This is a genomic window from Azospirillum sp. FG154 (assembly GCF_057809575.1).
The window spans coordinates 89,108-110,638 of the sequence record NZ_JBMDKF010000019.1; the positions used below are offsets into that span (position 1 = coordinate 89,108).

Below are 21,531 nucleotides of genomic sequence, written 5' to 3' on the forward strand. Positions count from 1 at the left end.
ACTGGGTGGCGGGTGCGAAAATGCGACGGAAAACAGAAAAGGCGGGCTTATTCGCCCGCTTGGACGGTGCCGCCCAAATGATCGTCGGGCAACTGCCAATCGGCGGCGCCGAGCGCGCGTTGCAAAAACACGCTGTCGGTCCAGCGCCCGAATTTGAAGCCAACCGACCGCAGGATTCCAGCCTCGACAAAGCCGCAGGCCTCGTGCAGGCGGCGGGACGGCGTGTTGGCGCTGTCCACCACCGCGATCATCTGACGGCTGTTTGTCTTTTCCAAGGCGTCGATCAAGGCGGGCAGCAAACGCCGCCCGATGCCCATGCCGCGATAATCCTTGTGAACGTAGATCGAGTGTTCAACCGTGTAACGGTAGGCCGGACGCTTGCGAAAGGGCGCGGCGTAGGCGTAGCCGACCACCGTTCCATCAAGTTCGGCGACCAGATGCGGCAGGCGGCGTTTCAGCATCGCCTTGCGTCGGCGTTTCAACTCGTCGGGATGCAGCGGCTCGATGTCGAAAGGGCCGAGGCCATTTTGGATGTGGTAGCCGTAAATCTCCAGCATCGCCGGAACATCCCCCTCGGTGGACGGGCGGATGACGATGACAGCGGACGAATCAGGCACGGATCCAACCTCTCCTCGCGCGGCGCTGGATCGCGTCGCGGCGGCAGGGTATCCGAAGGACGTGACAGACGTGTGACAGGGGCGCGTCAGTGATTTGACCGACGCGCCCAGGTCCGTTCCAACCTCAGCGCATGCCCAGCGCGAACACCGCGCCGACGGCGGCGCCGATGGCCGCCTGGTTGGCCACCGGCTGGGCCAGGACATAGCTGGTGGCCGACGACGACACGCTCGACACGAAGGTTCCAGCGGCGACGGCGGAATCAAGCACCAGCGTGCCGACGGCCGGGGCCGCCCCCTGAACGGCGGCGCCCGCCGTGGTGAAGGCGCCGCCGACCGTCGGGGCCGCCGCCGGGAGGACGTAGGGCAGGGCGACCGCGCCGATGGCGCCGCCGACGACCACCGTGGCGATGGTTCCCATCCACGAGGAGGAGGACGCCCCCCCTTCGGCGGCGCTGACCGGGGAGGCCAAAAGGGTCAGAACCGCAAGGGCGGGGGCCAACTGCCGGATCGACATGCTGTTCTCCTGATTGTGGCGTCCCACGGACAAGGGGCGCGGATTGCGGATGGGGGAAAACGGTGTTGTGAAGACAAGCTTGTGCAGGCCACCGTTCCAACGCAAGTGGGAAAATGTCGCGAGGCCTCTGCGTCGAACAACAAAACCACAAAACAGCGCCGCCGCCGCGTCGTGGGACGCGGCGGCGGCGTGTAATCGTAAAATCGTCGGTTACTTGGCGCTGTAGTCGAAGAAGCCCTTGCCCGACTTGCGGCCCAGATGACCGGCGTCAACCATTTCCTTCAACAGCGGCGCGGCGCGGTATTTCGGATCGTTGAAGCCCTGGTAGAACACGTCCATGATGAAGAGCATGGTGTCCAGACCGATCATGTCGGCCAGCGCCAACGGACCGATCGGGTGGTTGCAGCCCAGCTTCATGCCCGCGTCGATGTCCTCGGCGGTCGCCAGACCTTCCTGAAGCGCGAAGATCGCTTCATTAATCATCGGGCAGAGGATGCGGTTGACGGCGAAGCCGGGGCTGTTCTTGGCGGTGATCGGGGCCTTGCCGACCCGCTTGGCGAACTCCATCGCCGCCGCGTGGGTGGCGTCGGAGGTCTGGAGGCCGCGAATCAGCTCCAACAGGGCCATCAGCGGCACCGGGTTGAAGAAATGCATGCCGATGAAGCGGTCGGGGCGGTCGGTCGCCGCCGCCAGCTTGGTGATGGAGATCGACGAGGTGTTGGTCGCGATCATCGCCTCCGGCTTCAGGACGGCGGCCAGATCCTTGAGGATCTTCAGCTTCAGCGCCTCGTTCTCGGTCGCCGCTTCGATCACCAGATCGCAGGCCGCCAGCGCGGCCTTGTCGGTGGTGGCGGTGATGCGGGCCAGCGCGGCGTCGCGCGCCTCGACCGTCATCTTCTCTTTCTTCACCAGACGATCCAGGCTGCCGCCGATGGTCTTCAGACCACGGGCCACCGCCTCGTCGGAAATGTCGATCATCACCACGGTCAGGCCGGCGACGGCGCTGACCTGGGCGATGCCGTTGCCCATCGTGCCAGCCCCAATGACGCCGACGGTCTGAACCACGGCGGCCGCATTACTCTCGGTCATTGTCCCTTATTCCTTGTTGGTTCGCAGGTGCAGCATCTTTACACCCTTTTGCGTTGCGTCGCGATGACTCGTCGTCGCATGGGGCCGCGCAGGGAAGGCATGACGAAGGCGTCGGCGGAAATCCGCCGATAGGCGGTTCGATCTGAGCGAAATTCCGCCGACCGCGCCGTGCGGACGAGGGATTCCCCACAGTGTTTTCAATTGTTTGCGACGCTGACAGAGAGTGGCGCGGAGTTTGCTCTTAGGTGGATCAACCGCAGCGGGGTGTTGCGGATGAACGCCTTTGGGAGAGAATGATGCTCAAGACCAGCCTGCTCGCCGCCGCCGCGATGGCCGCCGCGCTTGTCACGCAGAACGCCAGCGCCGCCGATCTGGTCCGACTCGGCAACCTGAAATTCGCCCATTACGGCGCCGTCTCCTACATGAAGGAGATCGCCGGAAAGTATGATCTGAAGATCGACGAGCGGGTCTTCCCCAAGGGCATCGACATTTTGCCCGCCATCGTCGCCGGAGAGATCGACGTCGCCGCCAGCGCGGTGGACGCGGCGATCGCCGGGCGCGCGGCGGGCGTGCCGATCTACGCGGTGGCTGGTTTCGCCAAGGGCGGCGCGCGCATCGTCGCCAAGCCCGACGCGGGCATCAAGAGCGTCGCCGATCTGAAGGGCAAGAAGGTCGCCACCCCGCGCGGCGGCGCGCAGGAGCTGGTTTTGCTGGCTGAGTTGGCCAAGCATGGTTTGAGCTGGTCGGATCGCCCCGGCAAGGACGTGCAGATCACCTACATGGCCTACGCCGACATGAATCAGGCCCTGCTGTCCGGCAACATCGACGCCATGTCGCAATCCGAACCGCAATCGAGCCAAGCCATCAACAAGGGATTCGGCGTCGAGGTCATCAAGCCCTACGACACCGAACTGGGCGAGCCGGTGCGCTCGCTGGTCGTCACCGAGGATTTCTACAAGAAAAAGCCCGAGGTGGCCGAACGGTTGATCCGCTGCTTCGTCGAAGCGACGGCGACCTTCATCGCCCAACCCGCCTTGGCGGAATCCTACGTCCGCGAAAAGGTCTTCAAGGGCCAGATCAGCAGCGAGGATTACAAGGACGCCATCGGCAATTCGCCCTTCTCGTATGATCTGTCGGTCGAACATGTCCAGACCACCACGGATCTGATGCAGAAATACGGCGTCGGGCGCATGGACACCCCGCCCAAGGCCGCCGATTGGGTCAAGCTGGACTTGCTCGCCAAGGCCAAGGCGTCGGTCAAGACCAACTGATCCTGCTCAGCGCGCCAGAAGGAGTTCCCGATGTCCAATCCTCACGCCAAACTCTCCGCCGCGTCTGTGCTGCGCGGTTCCATTGTTCCGCTGCTCGTGATCGCCTTCTGGCAAGCGCTGTCGTCGTCGGGCTTGATAAACCCGGTGGTGCTGCCGTCGCCGGTCGCCGTGGTCGTCCGCTGGTGGGCCTATTTGCTGCCCGCCGAGGCGTTCGACCCGGCGCAATCCAGTTGGTTCCTCTGGGCGCTGTCGGGCGAGATGCTGACCGACGCGTGGTCCAGCCTCTACCGCGTCGTGCTGGGCTTCGCCGTCGGGGCCGGTCTGGCCCTGCCGCTGGGGCTGACGATGGGGACCAGCGACCGGGTTTACGGGTTGATGGACCCGCTGTTGCAGGTGCTGCGGCCGATCCCGCCCATCGCCTACATCCCGCTCGCCATTCTATGGTTCGGCTTGGGCAACGCGCCCGCCATTTTCCTGATCGCCATCGGCGCCTTCTTTCCGGTTCTGATGAACACCATCGCCGGGGTGCGCCATGTCGACGGCATCTATCTGCGCGCCGCCCGCAATCTGGGGGCCGGGCGGGGCACCATGTTCCTGCGCGTCATCCTGCCCGCCGCCACGCCCTACATTCTGGCGGGCGCGCGGATCGGCATCGGCACCGCCTTCATCGTCGTCATCGTGTCGGAGATGATCGCGGTCAACGCCGGGCTGGGCTTCCGCATCCTGGAAGCGCGCGAGTTCATGTGGTCCGACAAGATCATCGCCGGGATGTTCACCATCGGAATTTTGGGGCTGGCCATCGACATCGCGATGAACCGCCTGAACAACCACCTGCTGCGTTGGCATCGCGGCCTGGACAGCTAAAGAAGCGGGGAGACGTCGCAATGGCCACCTTGTTGAAAATGACCCAGGATTACGCCGCCATGACCGCCGCCATGACCGCCGATGCCGCTGCCGTCAGCGCCTCTGCGCCGTCGCAGATCCAAGTGCGCGGCGTGGAGAAAGTCTTCACCGTCGGCGCGCAAAAGATCGTCGCCCTTCAAGGCATTGATCTGGACATCCGCAAGGGGGAGTTCGTCTGCCTCCTCGGCCCGTCGGGTTGCGGCAAATCCACCTTGTTGAACGCGGTCGCCGGGTTCCAGCCGCCGACGCGCGGCACGGTGACGGCGGACGGCAAGCCGGTGACGGGGCCGGGGCCGGATCGCGGCATGGTCTTTCAGGAATACGCCCTGTTCCCCTGGATGACCGTCGCCGAAAACGTCGCCTTCGGTTTGCAGATCAAGAAGATGGGCAAGGCCGACATCGCCGCGCGGGTCGAGGCGCTGCTGGAGAAGCTGCATCTTCAGGATTTCCGCAACCGCTACCCCAAGGATCTGTCGGGCGGCATGCGCCAGCGCGTCGCCATCGCCCGCGTTCTGGCGCTCGACAGCCCGATCCTGCTGATGGACGAGCCGTTCGGCGCGCTCGACGCCCTGACCCGCCGGACCTTGCAGGACGAGCTGCTGCGGATTTGGGAGGAGGTCGGCAAGACCATTCTGTTCGTCACCCATTCCATCGAGGAAAGCATCTATCTGGCCGACCGCATCATCGTGATGACCTACCGGCCCGGCACCATCAAGCAGGACGTCCGCGTGGACATGCCGCGCCCGCGCGACGGCGCGTCGGCGGAGTTCAACCGCCTGAAACGCGACCTGTCGCAGATGGTGATGGAGGAGCAGCAGCGCTTCAGCGCCGACGAAATCCGCTCGGTGACGGCGGATTGAGGGGGGCGCGCACTGCGTTGCCCCCTCCCTAGCCCTCCCCCGCCTTTGGCGGGAGAGGGAACTCCGCTGAACGCCGACAAGGATCAAGCCTCCCTCTCCCGCAACGCGGGGGAGGGCCGGGGAGGGGGCAAGCGCGGCCTATTTTTGCGCGGGCCTTACCGCTCCGGGATTCCATATTTGCGCAGCTTGTTGGCGATCATGGTGTGGGAGGTTTGCAGGCGGGCCGCCAGTTTGCGGCTTGAGGGAAAGCGGGGGTAGAGCCGACGCAGCAAGCCGCGCTCGAAGCTTTCCACCGCCGTTTCCCACGCCTCGGCGTCTTCCGCGACGTCCACGGCGGCGGCCATATGGGCGCCCGCCAGTTCCAGATCGGCGGCGTCGAGAAAGGCTCCGTCGCTCATCGTCACCGCGCGGAAGATGACGTTTTCCAGTTGCCGGACGTTGCCCGGCCAACGGTTGGCCAGCAGCGCCGCCCCCGCCGCATTGGTCAAACGGCAGGGCGGGCGGCGGGCCTGGGCGCAGGCGCGCGCGATGAAGTGGCGGGCGAGCGACAGGATGTCGTCGCCCCGCTCGCGCAACGGCGGCGCGTGCAGGGTCAGCACGTTCAGCCGGTAGAACAGATCCTCGCGAAAGCTGTGGTCGGCGACCATCGTTTCCAGCGCCCGGTGGGTGGCGCTGATGACGCGGACGTCCACCTTCTGCTCCCGCTCGGCGCCAACCCGGCGGAAGCTGCCGTCGTTGAGGAAGCGCAGCAGCTTGGCCTGGAGATAGGCCGACATTTCGCCGATTTCGTCCAGAAACACGGTGCCGCCATGGGCAAGCTCCAACAGCCCCGGCTTGCCGCCGCGCTGCGCCCCGGTGAAGGAGCCGGGGGCGTAGCCGAACAGCTCGCTTTCCGCCAGATTTTCCGGCACGGCGGCGCAGTTCAGCGCCAGAAAGGGTTTGTCGGCGCGCGGGCTGGCGCGGTGGCAGGCGTGGGCGATCAACTCCTTGCCGGTGCCGGTCTCGCCCAAAATCAGCAAGGGCGCCTCCACCGCCGCGACGCGGGCGGCGCGCGCCTTCAACCCACGCATCGGCGGGGAATCGCCGAGGATTTTGTCGAAACCGCCCTCGTCAAAATTCTGCAAAGCGTCCAACCGTTCGCCCAGCCGGGCCGGGGCGAACAGGGTGATGACCGCCCCCTCCGGCCCGGTCGCTGTTCCGCCTGCCGCCGTGACGTCGATGATCGGCGTGACGTCGATCAGAAAGGGCTGGCCGTTCAGCGTCGCCTCGCGGTTGGCGATGCGGAAGCCCCCGGCGATCAGATCGGCGGTCAGGCCGGGATCGCCGAACAGCGCGCCGAGATCGACGCCCGACAGCGCGCTTTCCGAAACGCCGGCCACGCGCGCGGCGGCGGCGTTGGCCACCACCAGCCGCCCGCCGCGATCCACCGCCAGCACCGGATCGGGCAGGGCCGCCAGCAGCGCGTCCAGATGCAAACGCCGCCGGGTTCCCGGCATCATGTCGATGGCGGCCACCCGCCGCACCCCGGCGACCGCGCGCAAGGCGTCGTCGAGCGCGGGCAGGGCGGCGGGGTCCAGGCCGGGCGCGTCGATGTGGATGTGCGGCGGATCAACCTCCACCCCGACGACGTTCAAGCGCCGCGCCGCCAGCACCGCGAGAATCTCGTGCGCGATGCCGACGCGGTCGGTGAAGAGGACTTCGATGCGCATGGACGGCTCCGGCGTTGAGGGGCGTAGACCGGCTTCCCCCTCCCCAACCCTCCCCCGCTTCGCGGGAGAGGGGGCCTTGCGGACCAGCGGCGGCAGTCCCCTCTCCCGCCAAAGGCGGGGGAGGGTTAGGGAGGGGGCAAGTCACGCGACCACTGTAACAAAATACATACACCGTATCAAAATCTTTACACTGCGCTCAACCACATGATTTTCAACAAAACATCCCTCAGACAACCCCCACCCCGTAAACATTTCGATACAGAGCGCCCCTCGCGAAACCGGACAGACTCCAACCATCCCGCCATGTTCGGCACTTGGCATCCCGTTTGCTAACTCTTGTGTCCAAGATGAATTTTCCAGCTTCGGGGGCCAGTCCTATGCGCGTGATCGTTCTTGGCAGCGGCGTCATCGGTGTCAGCACGGCCTATTATCTGGCCCGCGCCGGTCACGAGGTGACGGTGATCGACCGCCAGAACGGCCCGGCGCTGGAAACCAGCTACGCCAACGCGGGCGAGGTGTCGCCGGGCTATTCCGCCCCGTGGGCGGCGCCGGGCCTGATGCTGAAGGCCGTCAAGTGGCTGACGATGAAGCATTCGCCGCTGGTCATCCGTCCGAAGCTGGATCCGGCCCTGTGGTCCTGGTGCCTCAAGCTGCTGATGAACGCCAACGAGACCAGCTATCAGCTCAACAAGACCCGCATGGTCCGCATCGCCGAATACAGCCGCGATTGCCTGAAGGCCCTGCGCGCCGAAACCGGCATCACTTATGACGAGCGGACCAAGGGCACGTTCCAGGTCTTCCGCACGCAAAAGCAGATGGATGCCGCTGGTTACGACATGGCGGTTCTGGAGCGCTTCGGCGTTCCCTTCAGCCTGCACGACCGCAACGGTCTGTCGTCGGTCGAACCGGCGCTGGGCATGGTCAAGGACAAGCTGGTCGGCGGGCTGCTGCTGCCGGGCGACGAGACCGGCGATTGCTTCATGTTCACCAACCGCCTGGCCGATTTCGCCGCCAAGCGCGGGGTCACGTTCCGCTACGGCGTGACCATTCGCGGGTTGGAGGGCGACGGGGCCAAGGTGACGGGCGTCGTCACCGATCAGGGCACGTTGACCGCCGACGCCTACGTCGTCGCCATGGGCAGCTATTCGCCCAAGCTGGTCAAGGGCTTCGGCCTGAAGCTGCCGGTCTATCCGGTCAAGGGCTATTCGCTGACCCTGCCGATCACCGACCCGTCGGGCGCGCCGGAATCAACCGTGATGGACGAAACCCACAAGATCGCCGTGACCCGTCTGGGCGACCGCATCCGCGTCGGCGGCACGGCGGAGCTGACCGGCTTCGACCTGACGCTGCGCCAAAGACGTCGCGGCCCGCTCGACCATGTGGTCAGCGACCTGTTCCCGCGCGGCGGCGATCTGTCGAAGGCGGAGTTCTGGACCGGCCTGCGCCCCAACACGCCGGACGGCACCCCCATCGTCGGCCCGACCCCGGTCAAGAACCTGTTCCTGAACACCGGCCACGGCACGCTGGGTTGGACGATGGCCGCCGGTTCGGGCCGCCTGCTCGCCGACACCATCAGCGGCTTGCCGACCGACATCGACCTGGATGGCCTGACGGTCCACCGCTACACCGGCGAACCGCTGCCCGCCACCCACACCCAACGCCCGGCAGCGATGCGCGCGGCGTGATCGAAGGCGGGTGTTTGCCCTCCACCGCCAGAGGCGGGGGAGGGTTGGGGAGGGGGCGGCGCACGCCCCCTTTTTTATTGCTCCCGCGTCCGGCCCCGCGCCGCCCGACGAAACCGCGTCATGGCGATTTCCAGCAGGGCGGCGTCGCTGACCTCCGCCCCGTCCAACACATGGCGACGGCGGCCATGGTCGGCGCGGCGGACGTCGTGGCCCAGCTTGCGCAGGTGCAAGATCGCCTCATAGAGTCGCTGCGGCGGCTCCCCGGTCGCGCCGCGCGTCGTCATGGCCGCGCCCTCCTTCACGCCAGAACCAAGAGCAGGTCTTTGGTTTCGACGCTGCGGCCCTGGATGGCGACGATGCGCTCCACCACCCCGGCGCGTTCGGCCCGCACGGTGGTTTCCATCTTCATCGCCTCCAGCGACACCAGCGCGTCGCCCGCCTCCACCGCTTGGCCCGCCTGAACCAGAATGCCGGTGACGAGGCCGGGCATCGGCGCCCCGACATGGGACGCGTTGCCGTCTTCGGCCTTCGGGTGCGCGGCGCGGGCGGGGGCGACCTTGCGGTCGGCCACCTTGATGGTGCGCGGCTGGCCGTTCAACTCGAAGAACACCGCGCGGCGGCCCTCCTCGTCGGCCTCGCCGGTCGCCAGATAGCGGATCAACAGCGCCTTGCCGGGTTCCAGCTCGACCCCGGTTTCCTCGCCCTGCAACAGGCCGTGGAAGAAGACTGGGGTCGAGAGGACGCTGACGTCGCCGTAGGTCTTGCGGTGTTGGGCGTAGTCGGTGAAGACCTTCGGGTACATCAGGTAGGAGGCGAGCTGCCGGTCGTCGATGGGCTGGCCGGTCTTGGCGGCGGCGGCGGCGCGTTCGGCTTCCAGATCGGCGGGCGGCATGGTGGCGCCGGGCCGCGCGGTCAGCGGCGCGCCGCCCTTCAGAACCTTGCGCTGCAAGGCTTCGGGGAAGCCGCCCGGCGGCTGGCCCAACTCGCCCCGGAACAGCGACACCACTGAGTCCGGGAAGGCGATCTCCTTGGCCGGGTTCAGCACGTCGGCCTCGGTCAAGCCGCCCGTCACCATCATCAACGCCATGTCGCCGACGACCTTCGAGGTCGGCGTCACTTTCACGATGTCGCCGAACATGCGGTTGACCGTGGCGTAGGCCTGCACCACGTCGTCCCAGTGATGCTCTTCAATCCCCAGCGAGCGGGCCTGTTCGCGCAGGTTGGTGTATTGCCCGCCCGGCATTTCGTGACGGTAGACCTCCGACGATCCCGACCGGATCGTGCTTTCAAAGGGCGCGTAGGCGGCGCGCACCTCTTCCCAATAATGGGCGATGCGGCGGATGGCTTCGGGGTCGAGGCCGCTGTCGCGCGGGGTGTGGCGCAAGGCCGCCGCGATGGATCCCAGCGGCGGTTGCGAGGTCAGGCCGGACAGGCTGTCCATCGCCGCGTCCACCGCGTCCACCCCGGCGTCCACGGCGGCCAGCACGCTGGCGGCGCTGGCGCCGGAGGTGTCGTGGGTGTGGAAATGGATCGGCAGGCCGACTTCCTGCTTCAAGGTGCGGATCAGCAACGACGCGGCGGCGGGCTTGCACAGCCCGGCCATGTCCTTGATGCCCAGAACATGCGCGCCCGCCGCCTCCAACTCCTTGGCCAGCGCGACGTAATAGGCCAGATCATATTTCGGGCGCGACGGGTCGAGCAGATCGCCGGTGTAGCAGATCGCCGCCTCGCAAATCGCGCCGGTCTCGCGCACCGCGTCGATGGCGACGCGCATGTTGTCCACCCAATTCAGGCTGTCGAAGACGCGGAACACGTCCACGCCGTTGCCCGCCGCCTGTTGAACGAACTGGCGCACCACATTGTCGGGGTAATTGGCGTAGCCGACGGCGTTGGACGCGCGCAGCAGCATTTGCAGCAGCAGATTCGGCATGGCCGACCGCAGCCCGTCCAGCCGCTCCCACGGATCTTCCTTCAGGAAGCGCATGGCGACGTCGAAGGTTGCCCCGCCCCAGCATTCAACCGAGAAGAGATCGGGCAGCAGCCGGGCGTACGCCGGGGCGACGGCCAGCAGATCGTGCGAGCGGACGCGGGTCGCCAACAGCGATTGATGCGCGTCGCGAAAGCTGGTGTCGGTGATGAGCGTCTTGGTCTGGTCGCGCATCCAGCGGGCGACGGATTCGGCCCCATGCGCCTGCAAAATCTGCTTCAGACCGGGCGGCGGGGCGTCGTGATGGACGGTCGGGATCTTCGGTTCCGCCGGGCGCGGGTGGGCGCCCGCCTTCAGTTCCGGGTTGCCGTTGACCATCACGTCGGCCAGGAAGGTCAGCAGACGGGTGGCGCGGTCGCGGCGCGGCTCGCGCTGGAACAGCTCCGGCGTGGTGTCGATGAAGCGGGTGGTGTAGCTGCCGTTGCGGAATTGCGGGTGGTCGATCAGCGCCTCAAGAAAGGCGAGGTTGGTGGCGACGCCGCGAATGCGGAACTCGCGCAGGGCGCGGTCCATGCGGGCGATGGCCTCCTCGGCGGTCGGCGCCCAGGAGACGACCTTTTCCAGCAAACTGTCGTAATGGCGGGTGATGAGCGCGCCGGAAAAGGCGGTGCCGCCGTCCAGCCGGATGCCGAAGCCGTTCGCCCCGCGATAGGCGGTGATCCGCCCGTAATCGGGGATGAAGCTGTTGTCCGGGTCTTCCGTGGTGATGCGGCATTGGATGGCGTGGCCGGTCAACCGGATGTTGGGCTGGTTCGGCACGCCGCTGGCTTCATCGCCGATGGCGGCTCCGGCGGCGATGCGGATCTGCGCCTTGACGATGTCAATGCCGGTCACGACCTCGGTGATCGTGTGCTCGACCTGGACGCGGGGGTTGACCTCGATGAAATAGAAAGCGCCGGTGTCGGCGTCCATCAGGAATTCGACGGTTCCGGCGTTGCGGTATCCGGCGGCGCGCGCCAGCTTCAGGGCGGCGTCGCACAGGCCCAACCGCTCGTCATTGGTCAGATAGACGGCGGGCGCGCGTTCGACGACCTTCTGGTTGCGGCGCTGCACCGTGCAATCGCGCTCGAACAGATGGACGAGGTTGCCGTGGCCGTCGCCCAGGATCTGCACCTCGACATGGCGGGCGCGGCGGACCAGCTTTTCCAGATAGACTTCGCCGTTGCCAAAGGCGGCCAGCGCCTCGCGCTTCGCGGCGGCGACCAGATCGGGCAGCTCCTTGGCGGTTTCGATGACGCGCATGCCACGCCCGCCGCCGCCCCAACTGGCCTTGAGCATCAACGGGTAGCCGACCTCTTCGGCCAGCCGCGCGGTTTCATCGGGATCGTCGGGCAGCGCGCCGGTGGCGGGCATGACCGGCACCCCCGCCGACACCGCCAGATTGCGCGCCGCGACCTTGTTGCCCAGCAACCGCATGGTGTCGGACGACGGGCCGACGAAGGTGATGCCGTTGGCGGCGCAGGCGTCGGCGAAGGCCGGATTTTCCGACAGGAAGCCGTAACCGGGATGGATGGCGTCGGCCCCGGTCTGCTTGGCGACGTCGATGATGGCGTCGATGTCGAGATAGGCCTCGATCGGCCCCTTGCCCTCGCCGATGCGGTAGCTCTCATCCGCCTTGAAGCGGTGCAGGGCGAAACGATCCTCCGTCGAATAGACGGCGACGGTGGGAATCCCCAACTCGGTCGCGGCGCGCAGCACGCGGATGGCGATCTCGCCGCGATTGGCGACCAGAAGTTTGCGGAAGACGGGCGTCGTCATGGCGCGGGTTCCTCAAAATATGGGGCGAGACACAGGCGGTACAGGCACGAACGGACAAGGTCGCCGGCGCGGTTATGGCGCCGGCGGGCCAGCCTTGGAAACGTGACCCTTCGTAGGGGGGTCAGCGAACAATCACGACGACCAGCCGTTTCGGCCCATGCACGCCATAGGCCAGCGTCTGTTCGATGTCCGCCGTCTTGCTGGGACCGGAGATCAACAGGGCGTTGGTCGGCATGGCGTTGGCCCAACGCTGATCGCGCATCGCCTGCCAAAAGCTGTCGTAAAGAGCATCCGCCCGCAAAAGCGCCACATGGATGTGCGGAACCAGCGACAACAGGCGGGGTTCGTCGGCGCTGGGCCACAGGATCAGGCTGCCGGTGTCGGCGATGGCCCCCAGCGTGCCGGTCAGACCGGCGTCGATGCCCTCGAACATCTGCTGTTTGAAGTCTTCGATGGGCCGGTCATAGGGGATGAGTTGCAGGCCGCCCGCGACATCCCCCCTCTCCCCCCCGGGGAGAGGGTTGGGGTGAGGGGGAGACGCTGCGTCCGTGTTCGGGATGGCGGAGAGTTCTAGCTGGTCGGTCCGTGGCTGCGGCGCATCCCCCTCACCCCGTCCCTCTCCCCGGGGGGGAGAGGGGGAATGGGCGCTCGCCAGCTTCGCGCCGTCGGCGGTTCCGGGGGCGTAGAGCAGGTTGGCGGCGCCTTCGCGGGTCAGGAAATCCGTCACCACGGCGGGCCAATCGGCCTCGGTGGCCTCCAGAAACTCGGTGTGGACCGCCTCCATCATCCGGCGGATGCGCGGCAAGCGTTCGTCGGGCGGCCATTGCTTCTCGGCCAGCGGGGTGAAGTCCGACGGGGGCGGGGTCAGCGGGTGGGCGTCGCGGGTGCGGCGGAGCGTTCCCAAAATCGCGGCGCGGGCGTCAGACATCGGGGATCCCCTTTTTGCGGGCCAGATCATGCAGGGTGCGGGGGGCGAAGCGCGGTTTGCTGCGCACGCTGGTCCATTCCTTCAGCAAGGGCAGGTTGCCGGGCGCGGCGTTGCCGACCGCGCTCATCGCCGTGGTGGCGATCTTGTACGCCAGCGGCGACGTGTTCATCGCCGCCCAGCCTTTCCACACCAGAGCTTCGGTCTTGCTGGCGCGCGCGCCCGAATCCTTCACGCTGGCGCTGGGATGGACGGCCTCGACGCGCAAACGGCCCATGATCTCGACGATGGGGATCTGCACCGGGCAAATCTCCACGCAGGCGTTGCACATGGTGCAGGCGTGGGGCATCTCGCCACGCTTGGCCAGCCCCTCCATCTGCGGCACCAGGATCTTGCCGATGGGGCCGGGATAGGGCGCCTCATAGGCGTGGCCGCCCACCTTGGTGTAGACCGGGCAGTGATTCATGCAGGCGCCGCAGCGGATGCAGCGCAGCGTGTCGCGCAATTCCGGGTCGGCGTAAACCGAGGAGCGGCCGTTGTCGAGGATGACGACGTGGATTTCGCGCGGCCCGTCCTTTTCCCCCTCCTTGCGCGGGGAGGAGATCATGTTGACGTAGGTGGTGATCGGTTGGCCGGTGGCCGAACGCGGCAGCAGGCTGATGACCGGCGGCACGTCCTCCAGCTTTTCCACCACCTTTTCCAGCCCCATGAAGGCGATGTGGACCGGCGGCACGGTGGTGCACATCCGCCCGTTGCCCTCATTCTCGATCAGGCAGAGCGTGCCGGTTTCGGCCACCGCCGCGTTGACGCCGGACATGCCGACTCCGGCGTTCATGAATTTCTGCCGCAGGATGCGGCGGGCCAGATCGGTCAGGGCGGCGGCGTCCTCGCCGGTGGACGCCGCGTCCTTGATCTTTTGCTTGAACAGATGGGCGATCTGTTTGGTGTTCAGGTGGATGGCGGGCATGATGATGTGCGACGGCATGGTGCCGTCCAACTGCACGATGTATTCGCCCAGATCGCTTTCCAGCACCTCGACGCCATGCTCTTCCAGGAAGGCGTTGAGGTGCATTTCCTCCGTCACCATCGACTTGCCCTTGACCGCCAGCGTGGCGTTGGCCTTGCGCATGATGGCGAGGGTGATGGCGTTCGCCTCCGCCGTGGTGGACGCCCAATGAACCTGAATGCCGTTGCGGGTCAGGTTGGTTTCAAGCTGTTCCAGCAATTCGGGCAGCTTGGCCAGCGCCCGCAGCCGCACCGACGCGGCCAGTTCCCGCATCGTGCGCCATTCCTTGGCGTCGGCGAACTGGACGGCGCGCTTGCTCATCAGCCCGTCCATGGCGCGGCGGAAGTTGCCGCGCAATTGGCTGTCCTGCAAGGCGGCCTTGGACGCGGCGGCGAAGTTGACGGCATGCTCAGCCATGGGTGCGCTCCTTCAGGAACTGGGCGATGTGCTGGCCCTGGACCGGCTTGCCTCCGGCCTCCAGCGCGCCGTTGATGTTCATCAGACAACCGCAATCGCCCGACACCACGCGCTTGGCCCCGGTGCTTTCGATGTCGGCCACCTTGTCGCCGACCATCGCGGCGGAAATCTCGGCGTGACGCACGGCGAAGGTGCCGCCGAAGCCGCAGCATTCCTTTTCCCGCGTCAGTTCCACCAACTCGACGTTGGCCAGTTGGCGCAGCAGCGCCTTGGGTTCATCGACCACGCCCATCTCCCGCTGCGCGTGGCAGGAGGCGTGCCAGGTGACGCGCAGCGGCTCGCCCTTGTCGGTCAGCTTCACGGCGAGAACCTGCACCAGGAACTGGGTCAGCTCCCAAACGCGGGACGACACCTGCAACGCCTTGGCCTCGTCCGGTTCGCCGTGGAACAAATGGGGCCAGTGCTTTTTCATCATGCCCGCGCAGGATCCCGACGGAACCACGATGGGCAAATCGCCGGGAAACAGATCCAGTTGCGCGCGGGCCACCTTCAGGGCGTCGGCGCGGTAGCCGGAATTGTAGGCGGGCTGGCCGCAGCAGCTTTGCCCCTGCGGGAAAACCACCGTCAGCCCCTGGGCTTGCAACAGCTCCATCCCGGCCATCCCGGCGTCGGGATAGAACAGGTCAACCAGACAGGTGCCGAAGAAATAAACCTTGGTTGGTTTGGTCGGCGGGATGGGGCGGTCCATGGCGGTGGTCCTGTGGCGGCAGGTGGTTGGTGATGATCGCTTTTCCCCCTCCCCAACCCTCCCCCGCTGACGCGGGAGAGGGGGCCTTGCGGAAGGGCGGCGGCAGTCCCCTCTCCCGCCAGCGGCGGGGGAGGGTTGGGGAGGGGGCCAGCGCCCCCTTAAAATGCAGACTCCGCCGCTTTCGCGCGCGAACAGGAATCCACCAGATAGACGATGGAACGGTACGGCACGCCCGCGTGATGCGACAGCCCGATTTCGCAGGTTCGACTGGTCGAATAGCCGGATTTGGCCCCCACCGGAATGTCCTTGGCCAGATGGCGCAGGGCGTGGGCGTTCAGCTCCGGCGTTGAGAAGCCCTTGTCGCCCGCGAAGCCGCAGCATCCGACGTCTTCCGGGATCACGACGTTGCTGGAGCAGGCCCGCGCCACAGCGGTGAGCGCGCCGTCCAACCCCATGCGGCGGGTGGAGCAGGTCAGATGCAGGACCACCGGCTCGTCGGTTTGGGTGATGGTCAAACGGGGCAGGGCGTAGGCGTGTAGGAACTCGGCGACGTCGAGAATCTTCAGACCATCGTCGGTCAGCCGCTTTTTCAGGCGCAGGGCGCAGGGGCTGGTGTCCATGACGATGGGAAGCAGACCGTTCTGGCTGACCTTGCGCAGGGCGGCGAGCATCGCGTCGGCCTTGGCGTCGGCTTGGGTCGCCAAGCCCTTGCTTTCCAGCGGCATGCCGCAGCATTGCCCGGCCAGATCGTCCGGGTAGAGCACGCGGAAGCCCGCCTTGCGCATCAGCCCTTCGACCTTTTGCGGCAGCGGTGTCTGTTCCGGGTCGCTGGCCGTCGGCCCCATCGAACGGCTGACACAGCTTGGGATGTAGACCACCGACGGCGTCGCGGCGGTCGAGCTGTGGCCAGCGTGGGAGACGTCGGGCAGCGGCGTGAAGCTGGTCGCCGTCGGCAGGGCGCGCGGCAGGCTGGGGATGTGGCCGCCGGTCAGCGCGCGGGCCGTCCGCTCCACCACAGCCGGGCCGACCGTGCGGCGGGCCAGATCGGCCAGACGCAAACCGACGCGGGCGACGTCCAACACGCCCGCCGTGTGGTCGGCGACGAAATCGCCGACCCGTTGGGCGACCGCGCCGCGCCGTTGGCCGCGCAGGGCCTTGACCAGCAGGCCCGTCTCGATGCCGACCGGGCAGGCGGTGGAGCAGAGGCCGCAAGCGGCGCAGGTGTCGATGCCCTGGTAATCATAGGCGGCGCTCAGCGCGTCCAGCCGCGCCGGGTCGGCGCCGTCGCGGGTCAGGCGGGAGATCTCCCGCCAGCCGACGATGCGTTGACGCGGCGACAGGGTGAGCTTGTGGGACGGGCACGTCGGTTCGCAGAAGCCGCATTCGATGCAGGTGTCCACCAGCCCATGGGCGGCGGGCATCGCCTTCAGATTTTTCAGATGGGCGTCGGGATCGCCGTTCAGAATGACGCCGGGGTTGAGCAGCCCCTGCGGATCGAACAGATCCTTGATCTCCTTCATCAAGCCATAGGCCTGCGGTCCCCACTCCAGCTCGACGAAGGGGGCCATGTTGCGGCCCGTGCCGTGTTCGGCCTTCAAGGAGCCGTCGTAGCGCTGCACCACCATGGCGCAAACCTCGTCCATGAAGCGGCGGTAGCGGTCGATCTCCGCGTCGGTGTCGAAGGCCTGGGTGAAGACGAAATGCAGATTTCCTTCCAGCGCGTGGCCGAAGATGATCGCCTCGTCATAGCCATGCTTGGCGCACAGGCCCTGCAACTCCACCGTCGCTTCGGCCAGACGGTCGAGCGGGAAGGCGACGTCTTCGATAATGACGGTGGTGCCGGTTTCGCGCACCGCGCCGACCGCCGGGAACAGCCCCTTGCGGATTTTCCAGAAGCCTTCGCAGGCCTTGGGATCGGTGGTGAAGGCCCCGTCGCCGATGGTGGTGGTTTGCGCCAGAACCGCGCCGATCTGATCGACTTGGGCGGCCAGCGCCTCGGCGCTCTCCGCGCGGGTTTCGATCAGCAGGGCGGCGGCCTCCGGCCCGAAGCCCTTGATCTGCGGCGGCATGCCCGGCTTGTTTTCGATGGAGCGCAGACCGGCGCGGTCCATCAGTTCGACCGCCGAGACCGGGGTCGGCTTCAGCAGGGCCACGGCCCGGCAGGCTTCGGCGATGTCGGGGAAGAACAGCAGGGCGCTCGCCTTGTGGGCGTGCTCCGGCACCGTGCGCAGGGTGATGGTGGAGATGAAGCCCAGCGTCCCTTCCGACCCGATCAGCAGATGCTGGAGAATGTCGATGGGGTCGCTGTAATCGACCAGCGCGTTCAGGCTGTAGCCGGTGGTGTTCTTGATGCGGAACTTGTTGCGGATGCGCTCGGCCAGCGCGGCGTTGGCGCGGGTGCGGGTTCCCAGCGCGGCCAGCGCGGCGAGGAAGGGGGCGTGGCTGCGCTGGAAAGCGGCGCGGCTTTCCGCGTCGCCGGTGTCCAGCGCCGCGCCGTCGGCCAGCACCAGCCGCATCGACTCCAGCGTCCGATAGCTGTTCTGCGCGGTGCCGCAGCACATGCCGCTGGCGTTGTTGGCGGCGATGCCGCCGATCTTGGCGGTGTTGATGGAGGCCGGATCGGGGCCGATCTTGCGCCCGAGCGGGGCCAGCTTGCGGTTGGCGTCGGCGCCGATGACGCCGGGTTGCAGCGTCACCGTTTCGGCGTCGGGGGAAATCCGGCAGCCGCGCCAGCCGTCGCCCAGCAGGACGAGCACGCTGTCGCTGACCGCCTGCCCCGACAGGCTGGTTCCGGCGGCGCGGAAGGTGACGGGCGTGGCGTGGGCGCGGGTGACGCGCAGCAGGCCGACGACCTCCTCCTCGCTTTCGACGATGGCGACGATCTTGGGGGTCAGGCGGTAGAAACTGGCGTCAGTGCCATAGGCCAGCGTCCGCAACGGATCGGTGATAAGACGGGCGTCCGGCAACAGGCTGCGAAGCTCGGTCAACACGCGATCATAGGGGGCGGGCAGCATCGGTCCAGTTCCTTCGGATCAAGGAGTGACGACGGTTTGAAGGGCAAGGCCGGTCGAACGGCGCGGCTGGCGCCATCCGACCGGCGTTCAGAGCAGGCTTACGGGATCATCCAGGGAACAAGATAGGCCTGGATCGTGGTGATGACGCCGATGATCGCGACAAAAAACAGGCTGTGCTTGACCGTGAAGCGGAACAGATCGGCTTCGCGACCAACCAGCCCGACGGCGGCGCAGGCGACCGCGATGGATTGCGGCGAGATCATCTTGCCGGTGACGCCGCCGGTGGTGTTGGCCGTCACCATCAGAATGTCCGACAGGCTGAGCTGCTGCGCGGTGGTGGCCTGCAAGGCGCAGAAGAGCGCGTTGGACGAGGTGTCCGACCCGGTCAGGAACACGCCCAGCCAGCCCAAGACCGGCGAGAAGAACGGGAAGGCTTTTCCCGTGCCCGCCAACAACAGCGCCAAGGTGGAGGACAAGCCCGAGTAATTGGCGATGAAGGCGAAGGACAGCACCATGCCGATGGAATAAATCGGGCGGCGCAGCTCCAGGATGGTTTCGCTGAAGGTGGCGACGGCGGCGGCGGGCTTCATGCGCAGGAAGACCACCGTGACCAGCGCCGTCAGCAGGATGGCGGTGCCGGTGGCCGACAGCAGATCCAGCTTGTAAACCGCGTCATAGCCCTTGGGCGACGGCACGATGGGGGCGACCCGCATGACGAGCTGGTGAAGGCCGTCGATGGGGAAATAGAGCACGGTGGAGGCCAACGCGCCGGTCTTGGCGAACAACGCCTTGAAGGGCGCGAGGCTCCACACCGTGACGATGGCGGTCAGGACCAGGAAGGGCGACCACGCCTTGACGATCTGGGCCGTGCTGTAAACCGGGGCGTTCTGGGTCGTCGCCGTCGAAGCTTCGTTGTCGAACCGGAAGATCCGCTTGGGCTTCCACACCTTCAGGAACAGCGTCAGGCTGACGAGGCTGATGAGCGCCGAGGTGATGTCCGGCAGTTCCGGCCCGATGAAGTTCGAGGTGAAGAAGACGCCGATGGCGAAGGTGCTGCCCGCCACAAGAATCGCCGGCCACGTCTCGCGGACGCCGCGCACGCCGTCCATGATGAAGACGATCCAGAAGGGCACGAACAGCGCCAGCAGCGGCAATTGACGCCCGGCCATCTGGCCGATCTTGAAGGGATCCAGCCCCGTCACCTGCCCGGCGACGATCATCGGGATGCCCATCGCGCCAAAGGCGACCGGCGCGGTGTTGGCGATCAGGCACAAACCAGCGGCGTAGAGCGGATTGAACCCCAGCCCGACCAGCAGCGCGGCGGTGATGGCGACCGGCGCGCCGAACCCGGCGGCCCCCTCCAGAAACGCGCCAAAGGAGAAGCCGACCAGCAGCATTTGCAAGCGCTGATCCTCGGTGATCGACAGAACCGACGAGCGGATGATGTCGAACTGCCCGGTCTTGACCGTGATCTTGTAGAGGAACACCGCCCCGACGATGATCCAGGCGATGGGCCACAGACCATAGAGGAAGCCGTACACGGCGGACGCGAAGCCCATGCCCAGCGGCATCTTGTAGAACAGGATGGCGACGGCCAACGCGATGGCGACCGTGATGGTGGCGGCGACATGCCCCTTCATCCGCAGGACGGCCAGCGCCACAAAGAAGAAGATGATCGGCAACGCCGCGATCAGCGACGATATCCAGAGGTTCCCCGCCGGATCATAGGCTTGCATCCAAGGTTGCATCGTTTCTTCCATTCATGTGTGACCGCGACGGGCGACCCGGCATGGCGCGCGCGACGCGCCGAGAGCCGCCCGTCGCGGCAAACGGGGGAGTTCCTGACCTAGCGACGTTGGGGAAAAGGCTGATGGCCCGGCGTCCGCGTCGATCCGCCCGCAAAGGCGTTGACCGGCGACAGACAAGCGTTCGCCGCAACGCGAATGGCTGCGACGCGGAGCGCCCTTCGGCGGGTCCGTCCTTATCCCCAGACAACCCGGATGTCCTTGACCAACCGCCGGATCAGGACAACTTCCTTCACCATGTGACGGTTGATTGGACATCTCTTATCCAAAACATGACAGTTGGATAAAAGATTTTACCAATCTGCGCAACGGTAAAACCATTCGCGGAACGATGCACTTTCGTAGGGGGGTGGGGCGGCCGCCCGCTTCGGCCAGACAGCGCAGTGGACGCCGTTGAAATCCATGAGTATTGAAAACCCAACACGCGTGAGGAGGACCGCCAACCCAATGCCAGGGACGATCAAACCGGCCAAGCTGGCCGACGCCATTGCCGAGCATCTGGAAAAGCTGATCCTGGAAGGCGCGCTGCGTCCGGGGGAAAAGCTGCTGGCCGAACGCGAATTGGCGTTGAAGCTGGACGTGTCCCGCCCCTCCTTGCGCGACGCCATCGCGAAGCTGGAGGAGCGCGGCCTGCTGGTGTCGGGGCGCAACGGCACCCACATCGCGCGGTTCCTGTCGCGCATCGGCGACCCGCTGGTGTCCTTGCTGCAAAACAACCCGCAAACAAGCTTTGACTATCTGGAATTTCGCTGCGCCATCGAGGCCCAGGCCGCCGCGCTGGCGGCCCGTCGGGCGACCGATCTGGATCGCGAGGGAATCCGGGGCATCGTCGCCCGCATGAAGGCCGCGCACGGCAAGGACGACAGTTCCGAAGAGGCTGATTCCGACGCCGAACTGCATCTGGCCATCTATGAGGCGGCGCACAACGTCGTGATGCTGCACATCATGCGGACCCTGTCCGACATGCTGCGCAACGACGTCTTTTACAACCGCGCCGACCTTTATTCCCGGCCCGGCGTGCGCGACCTGCTGCTGGACCAGCATCTGGCCATCGCCGACGCCGTTCTGGCCGGGGACGCCGACCGCGCTTACAAGGCGGCGGAGGCGCACATCGCCTTCACCCTGAAGACCCTGCGTGAGATTCGCGAGAATGACGCCCGACTGGAGGTGTCGTTGCGGCGCATTGGGCGGACAGACCTGATTGACAGCTCGGGTTAACCCCC

16 protein-coding genes are annotated in these 21,531 nt (G+C 66.5%); 5 read left to right on the forward strand and 11 right to left on the reverse strand.

Annotated features, from left to right (window positions below; all coding sequences use genetic code 11):
- Window positions 1-47: 47 nt before the first annotated feature.
- The 3 genes from ACODS4_RS20060 to ACODS4_RS20070 form a co-directional block, all read right to left on the reverse strand.
- Window positions 48-617 (reverse strand): GNAT family N-acetyltransferase, encoded by a 570-nt coding sequence (locus tag ACODS4_RS20060; protein WP_488866803.1) that lies wholly within the window; start codon window positions 615-617, stop codon window positions 48-50.
- 124 nt (window positions 618-741) lie between these two features.
- Window positions 742-1,131: a hypothetical protein gene (locus ACODS4_RS20065; protein WP_488866805.1), complete on the reverse strand. Its 390-nt coding sequence runs from the start codon at window positions 1,129-1,131 to the stop codon at window positions 742-744.
- A 210-nt stretch (window positions 1,132-1,341) separates the two neighbouring features.
- Window positions 1,342-2,220: a 3-hydroxybutyryl-CoA dehydrogenase gene (locus tag ACODS4_RS20070; RefSeq protein ID WP_488866807.1), complete on the reverse strand. Its 879-nt coding sequence runs from the start codon at window positions 2,218-2,220 to the stop codon at window positions 1,342-1,344.
- 293 nt (window positions 2,221-2,513) lie between these two features.
- Between ACODS4_RS20070 and ACODS4_RS20075 the strand changes: the two genes are divergently transcribed.
- From ACODS4_RS20075 to ACODS4_RS20085, 3 genes are read left to right on the forward strand one after another with little or no spacing between them, the layout of a single operon-like run.
- Window positions 2,514-3,491, forward strand: a complete 978-nt coding sequence (locus ACODS4_RS20075) for an ABC transporter substrate-binding protein (RefSeq protein WP_488866809.1) — start codon at window positions 2,514-2,516, stop codon at window positions 3,489-3,491.
- Between the two features lie 30 nt (window positions 3,492-3,521).
- Window positions 3,522-4,355, forward strand: a complete 834-nt coding sequence (locus ACODS4_RS20080; protein WP_488866811.1) for an ABC transporter permease — start codon at window positions 3,522-3,524, stop codon at window positions 4,353-4,355.
- Between the two features lie 20 nt (window positions 4,356-4,375).
- Window positions 4,376-5,254 carry an ABC transporter ATP-binding protein gene (locus tag ACODS4_RS20085; protein WP_488866813.1) on the forward strand — a complete coding sequence of 293 codons (879 nt, stop codon included), beginning with the start codon at window positions 4,376-4,378 and terminating at the stop codon, window positions 5,252-5,254.
- 155 nt (window positions 5,255-5,409) lie between these two features.
- On the opposite strand, the gene ACODS4_RS20090 is transcribed toward ACODS4_RS20085, so the two are convergent.
- Window positions 5,410-6,963 carry a sigma 54-interacting transcriptional regulator gene (locus ACODS4_RS20090; RefSeq protein WP_488866815.1) on the reverse strand — a complete coding sequence of 518 codons (1,554 nt, stop codon included), beginning with the start codon at window positions 6,961-6,963 and terminating at the stop codon, window positions 5,410-5,412.
- A 377-nt stretch (window positions 6,964-7,340) separates the two neighbouring features.
- Here ACODS4_RS20090 and ACODS4_RS20095 point away from each other — a divergent pair, with 377 nt between their 5' ends.
- Window positions 7,341-8,648, forward strand: coding sequence for a D-amino acid dehydrogenase (locus ACODS4_RS20095; protein WP_488866817.1), 1,308 nt, complete (start codon window positions 7,341-7,343; stop codon window positions 8,646-8,648).
- A 74-nt stretch (window positions 8,649-8,722) separates the two neighbouring features.
- Here the strand turns inward: ACODS4_RS20095 and ACODS4_RS20100 are convergent, their stop codons facing one another.
- From ACODS4_RS20100 to lldP, 7 genes are all read right to left on the reverse strand, one after another.
- Window positions 8,723-8,932 (reverse strand): hypothetical protein, encoded by a 210-nt coding sequence (locus tag ACODS4_RS20100; protein WP_488866819.1) that lies wholly within the window; start codon window positions 8,930-8,932, stop codon window positions 8,723-8,725.
- Between the two features lie 14 nt (window positions 8,933-8,946).
- Window positions 8,947-12,393, reverse strand: coding sequence for a pyruvate carboxylase (locus tag ACODS4_RS20105; RefSeq protein ID WP_488866821.1), 3,447 nt, complete (start codon window positions 12,391-12,393; stop codon window positions 8,947-8,949).
- Window positions 12,394-12,514: 121 nt separating this feature from the next.
- Entirely contained in the window at window positions 12,515-13,321 is an 807-nt protein-coding gene (locus tag ACODS4_RS20110; protein ID WP_488866823.1) for a LutC/YkgG family protein, read from the reverse strand.
- Window positions 13,314-14,741, reverse strand: coding sequence for a LutB/LldF family L-lactate oxidation iron-sulfur protein (locus tag ACODS4_RS20115; protein ID WP_488866825.1), 1,428 nt, complete (start codon window positions 14,739-14,741; stop codon window positions 13,314-13,316). The genes ACODS4_RS20110 and ACODS4_RS20115 overlap by 8 nt, the downstream gene beginning before the upstream one ends.
- The gene (locus ACODS4_RS20120; RefSeq protein WP_488866827.1) at window positions 14,734-15,489 is read right to left on the reverse strand and encodes a (Fe-S)-binding protein; all 756 of its coding nucleotides are present in this window, start codon (window positions 15,487-15,489) and stop codon (window positions 14,734-14,736) included. The genes ACODS4_RS20115 and ACODS4_RS20120 overlap by 8 nt, the downstream gene beginning before the upstream one ends.
- 158 nt (window positions 15,490-15,647) lie before the next feature.
- Window positions 15,648-18,503 (reverse strand): FAD-binding and (Fe-S)-binding domain-containing protein, encoded by a 2,856-nt coding sequence (locus ACODS4_RS20125; protein WP_488866829.1) that lies wholly within the window; start codon window positions 18,501-18,503, stop codon window positions 15,648-15,650.
- 98 nt (window positions 18,504-18,601) lie between these two features.
- Window positions 18,602-20,251: an L-lactate permease gene (lldP, locus tag ACODS4_RS20130; RefSeq protein WP_488866831.1), complete on the reverse strand. Its 1,650-nt coding sequence runs from the start codon at window positions 20,249-20,251 to the stop codon at window positions 18,602-18,604.
- 504 nt (window positions 20,252-20,755) lie between these two features.
- Between lldP and ACODS4_RS20135 the strand changes: the two genes are divergently transcribed.
- A complete protein-coding gene (locus ACODS4_RS20135; RefSeq protein WP_488866833.1) occupies window positions 20,756-21,526 on the forward strand; it encodes an FCD domain-containing protein in 771 nt (256 codons plus the stop codon).
- Window positions 21,527-21,531 lie beyond the last annotated feature (5 nt).

Bases quoted from the DNA above. Each gene is read 5' to 3' on its own strand.
- ACODS4_RS20065 (WP_488866805.1), bottom strand. From the start codon at position 1,131: ATGTCGATCCGGCAGTTGGCCCCCGCCCTTGCGGTTCTGACCCTTTTG.
- ACODS4_RS20095 (WP_488866817.1), top strand. From the start codon at position 7,341: ATGCGCGTGATCGTTCTTGGCAGCGGCGTCATCGGTGTCAGCACGGCC.
- ACODS4_RS20135 (WP_488866833.1), top strand. From the start codon at position 20,756: ATGCCAGGGACGATCAAACCGGCCAAGCTGGCCGACGCCATTGCCGAG.
- ACODS4_RS20085 (WP_488866813.1), top strand. From the start codon at position 4,376: ATGGCCACCTTGTTGAAAATGACCCAGGATTACGCCGCCATGACCGCC.
- ACODS4_RS20115 (WP_488866825.1), bottom strand. From the start codon at position 14,741: ATGGCTGAGCATGCCGTCAACTTCGCCGCCGCGTCCAAGGCCGCCTTG.
- ACODS4_RS20090 (WP_488866815.1), bottom strand. From the start codon at position 6,963: ATGCGCATCGAAGTCCTCTTCACCGACCGCGTCGGCATCGCGCACGAG.
- ACODS4_RS20100 (WP_488866819.1), bottom strand. From the start codon at position 8,932: ATGACGACGCGCGGCGCGACCGGGGAGCCGCCGCAGCGACTCTATGAG.
- ACODS4_RS20105 (WP_488866821.1), bottom strand. From the start codon at position 12,393: ATGACGACGCCCGTCTTCCGCAAACTTCTGGTCGCCAATCGCGGCGAG.
- ACODS4_RS20075 (WP_488866809.1), top strand. From the start codon at position 2,514: ATGATGCTCAAGACCAGCCTGCTCGCCGCCGCCGCGATGGCCGCCGCG.
- ACODS4_RS20120 (WP_488866827.1), bottom strand. From the start codon at position 15,489: ATGGACCGCCCCATCCCGCCGACCAAACCAACCAAGGTTTATTTCTTC.
- ACODS4_RS20110 (WP_488866823.1), bottom strand. From the start codon at position 13,321: ATGTCTGACGCCCGCGCCGCGATTTTGGGAACGCTCCGCCGCACCCGC.
- ACODS4_RS20125 (WP_488866829.1), bottom strand. From the start codon at position 18,503: ATGCTGCCCGCCCCCTATGATCGCGTGTTGACCGAGCTTCGCAGCCTG.
- ACODS4_RS20070 (WP_488866807.1), bottom strand. From the start codon at position 2,220: ATGACCGAGAGTAATGCGGCCGCCGTGGTTCAGACCGTCGGCGTCATT.
- ACODS4_RS20080 (WP_488866811.1), top strand. From the start codon at position 3,522: ATGTCCAATCCTCACGCCAAACTCTCCGCCGCGTCTGTGCTGCGCGGT.
- lldP (WP_488866831.1), bottom strand. From the start codon at position 20,251: ATGCAACCTTGGATGCAAGCCTATGATCCGGCGGGGAACCTCTGGATA.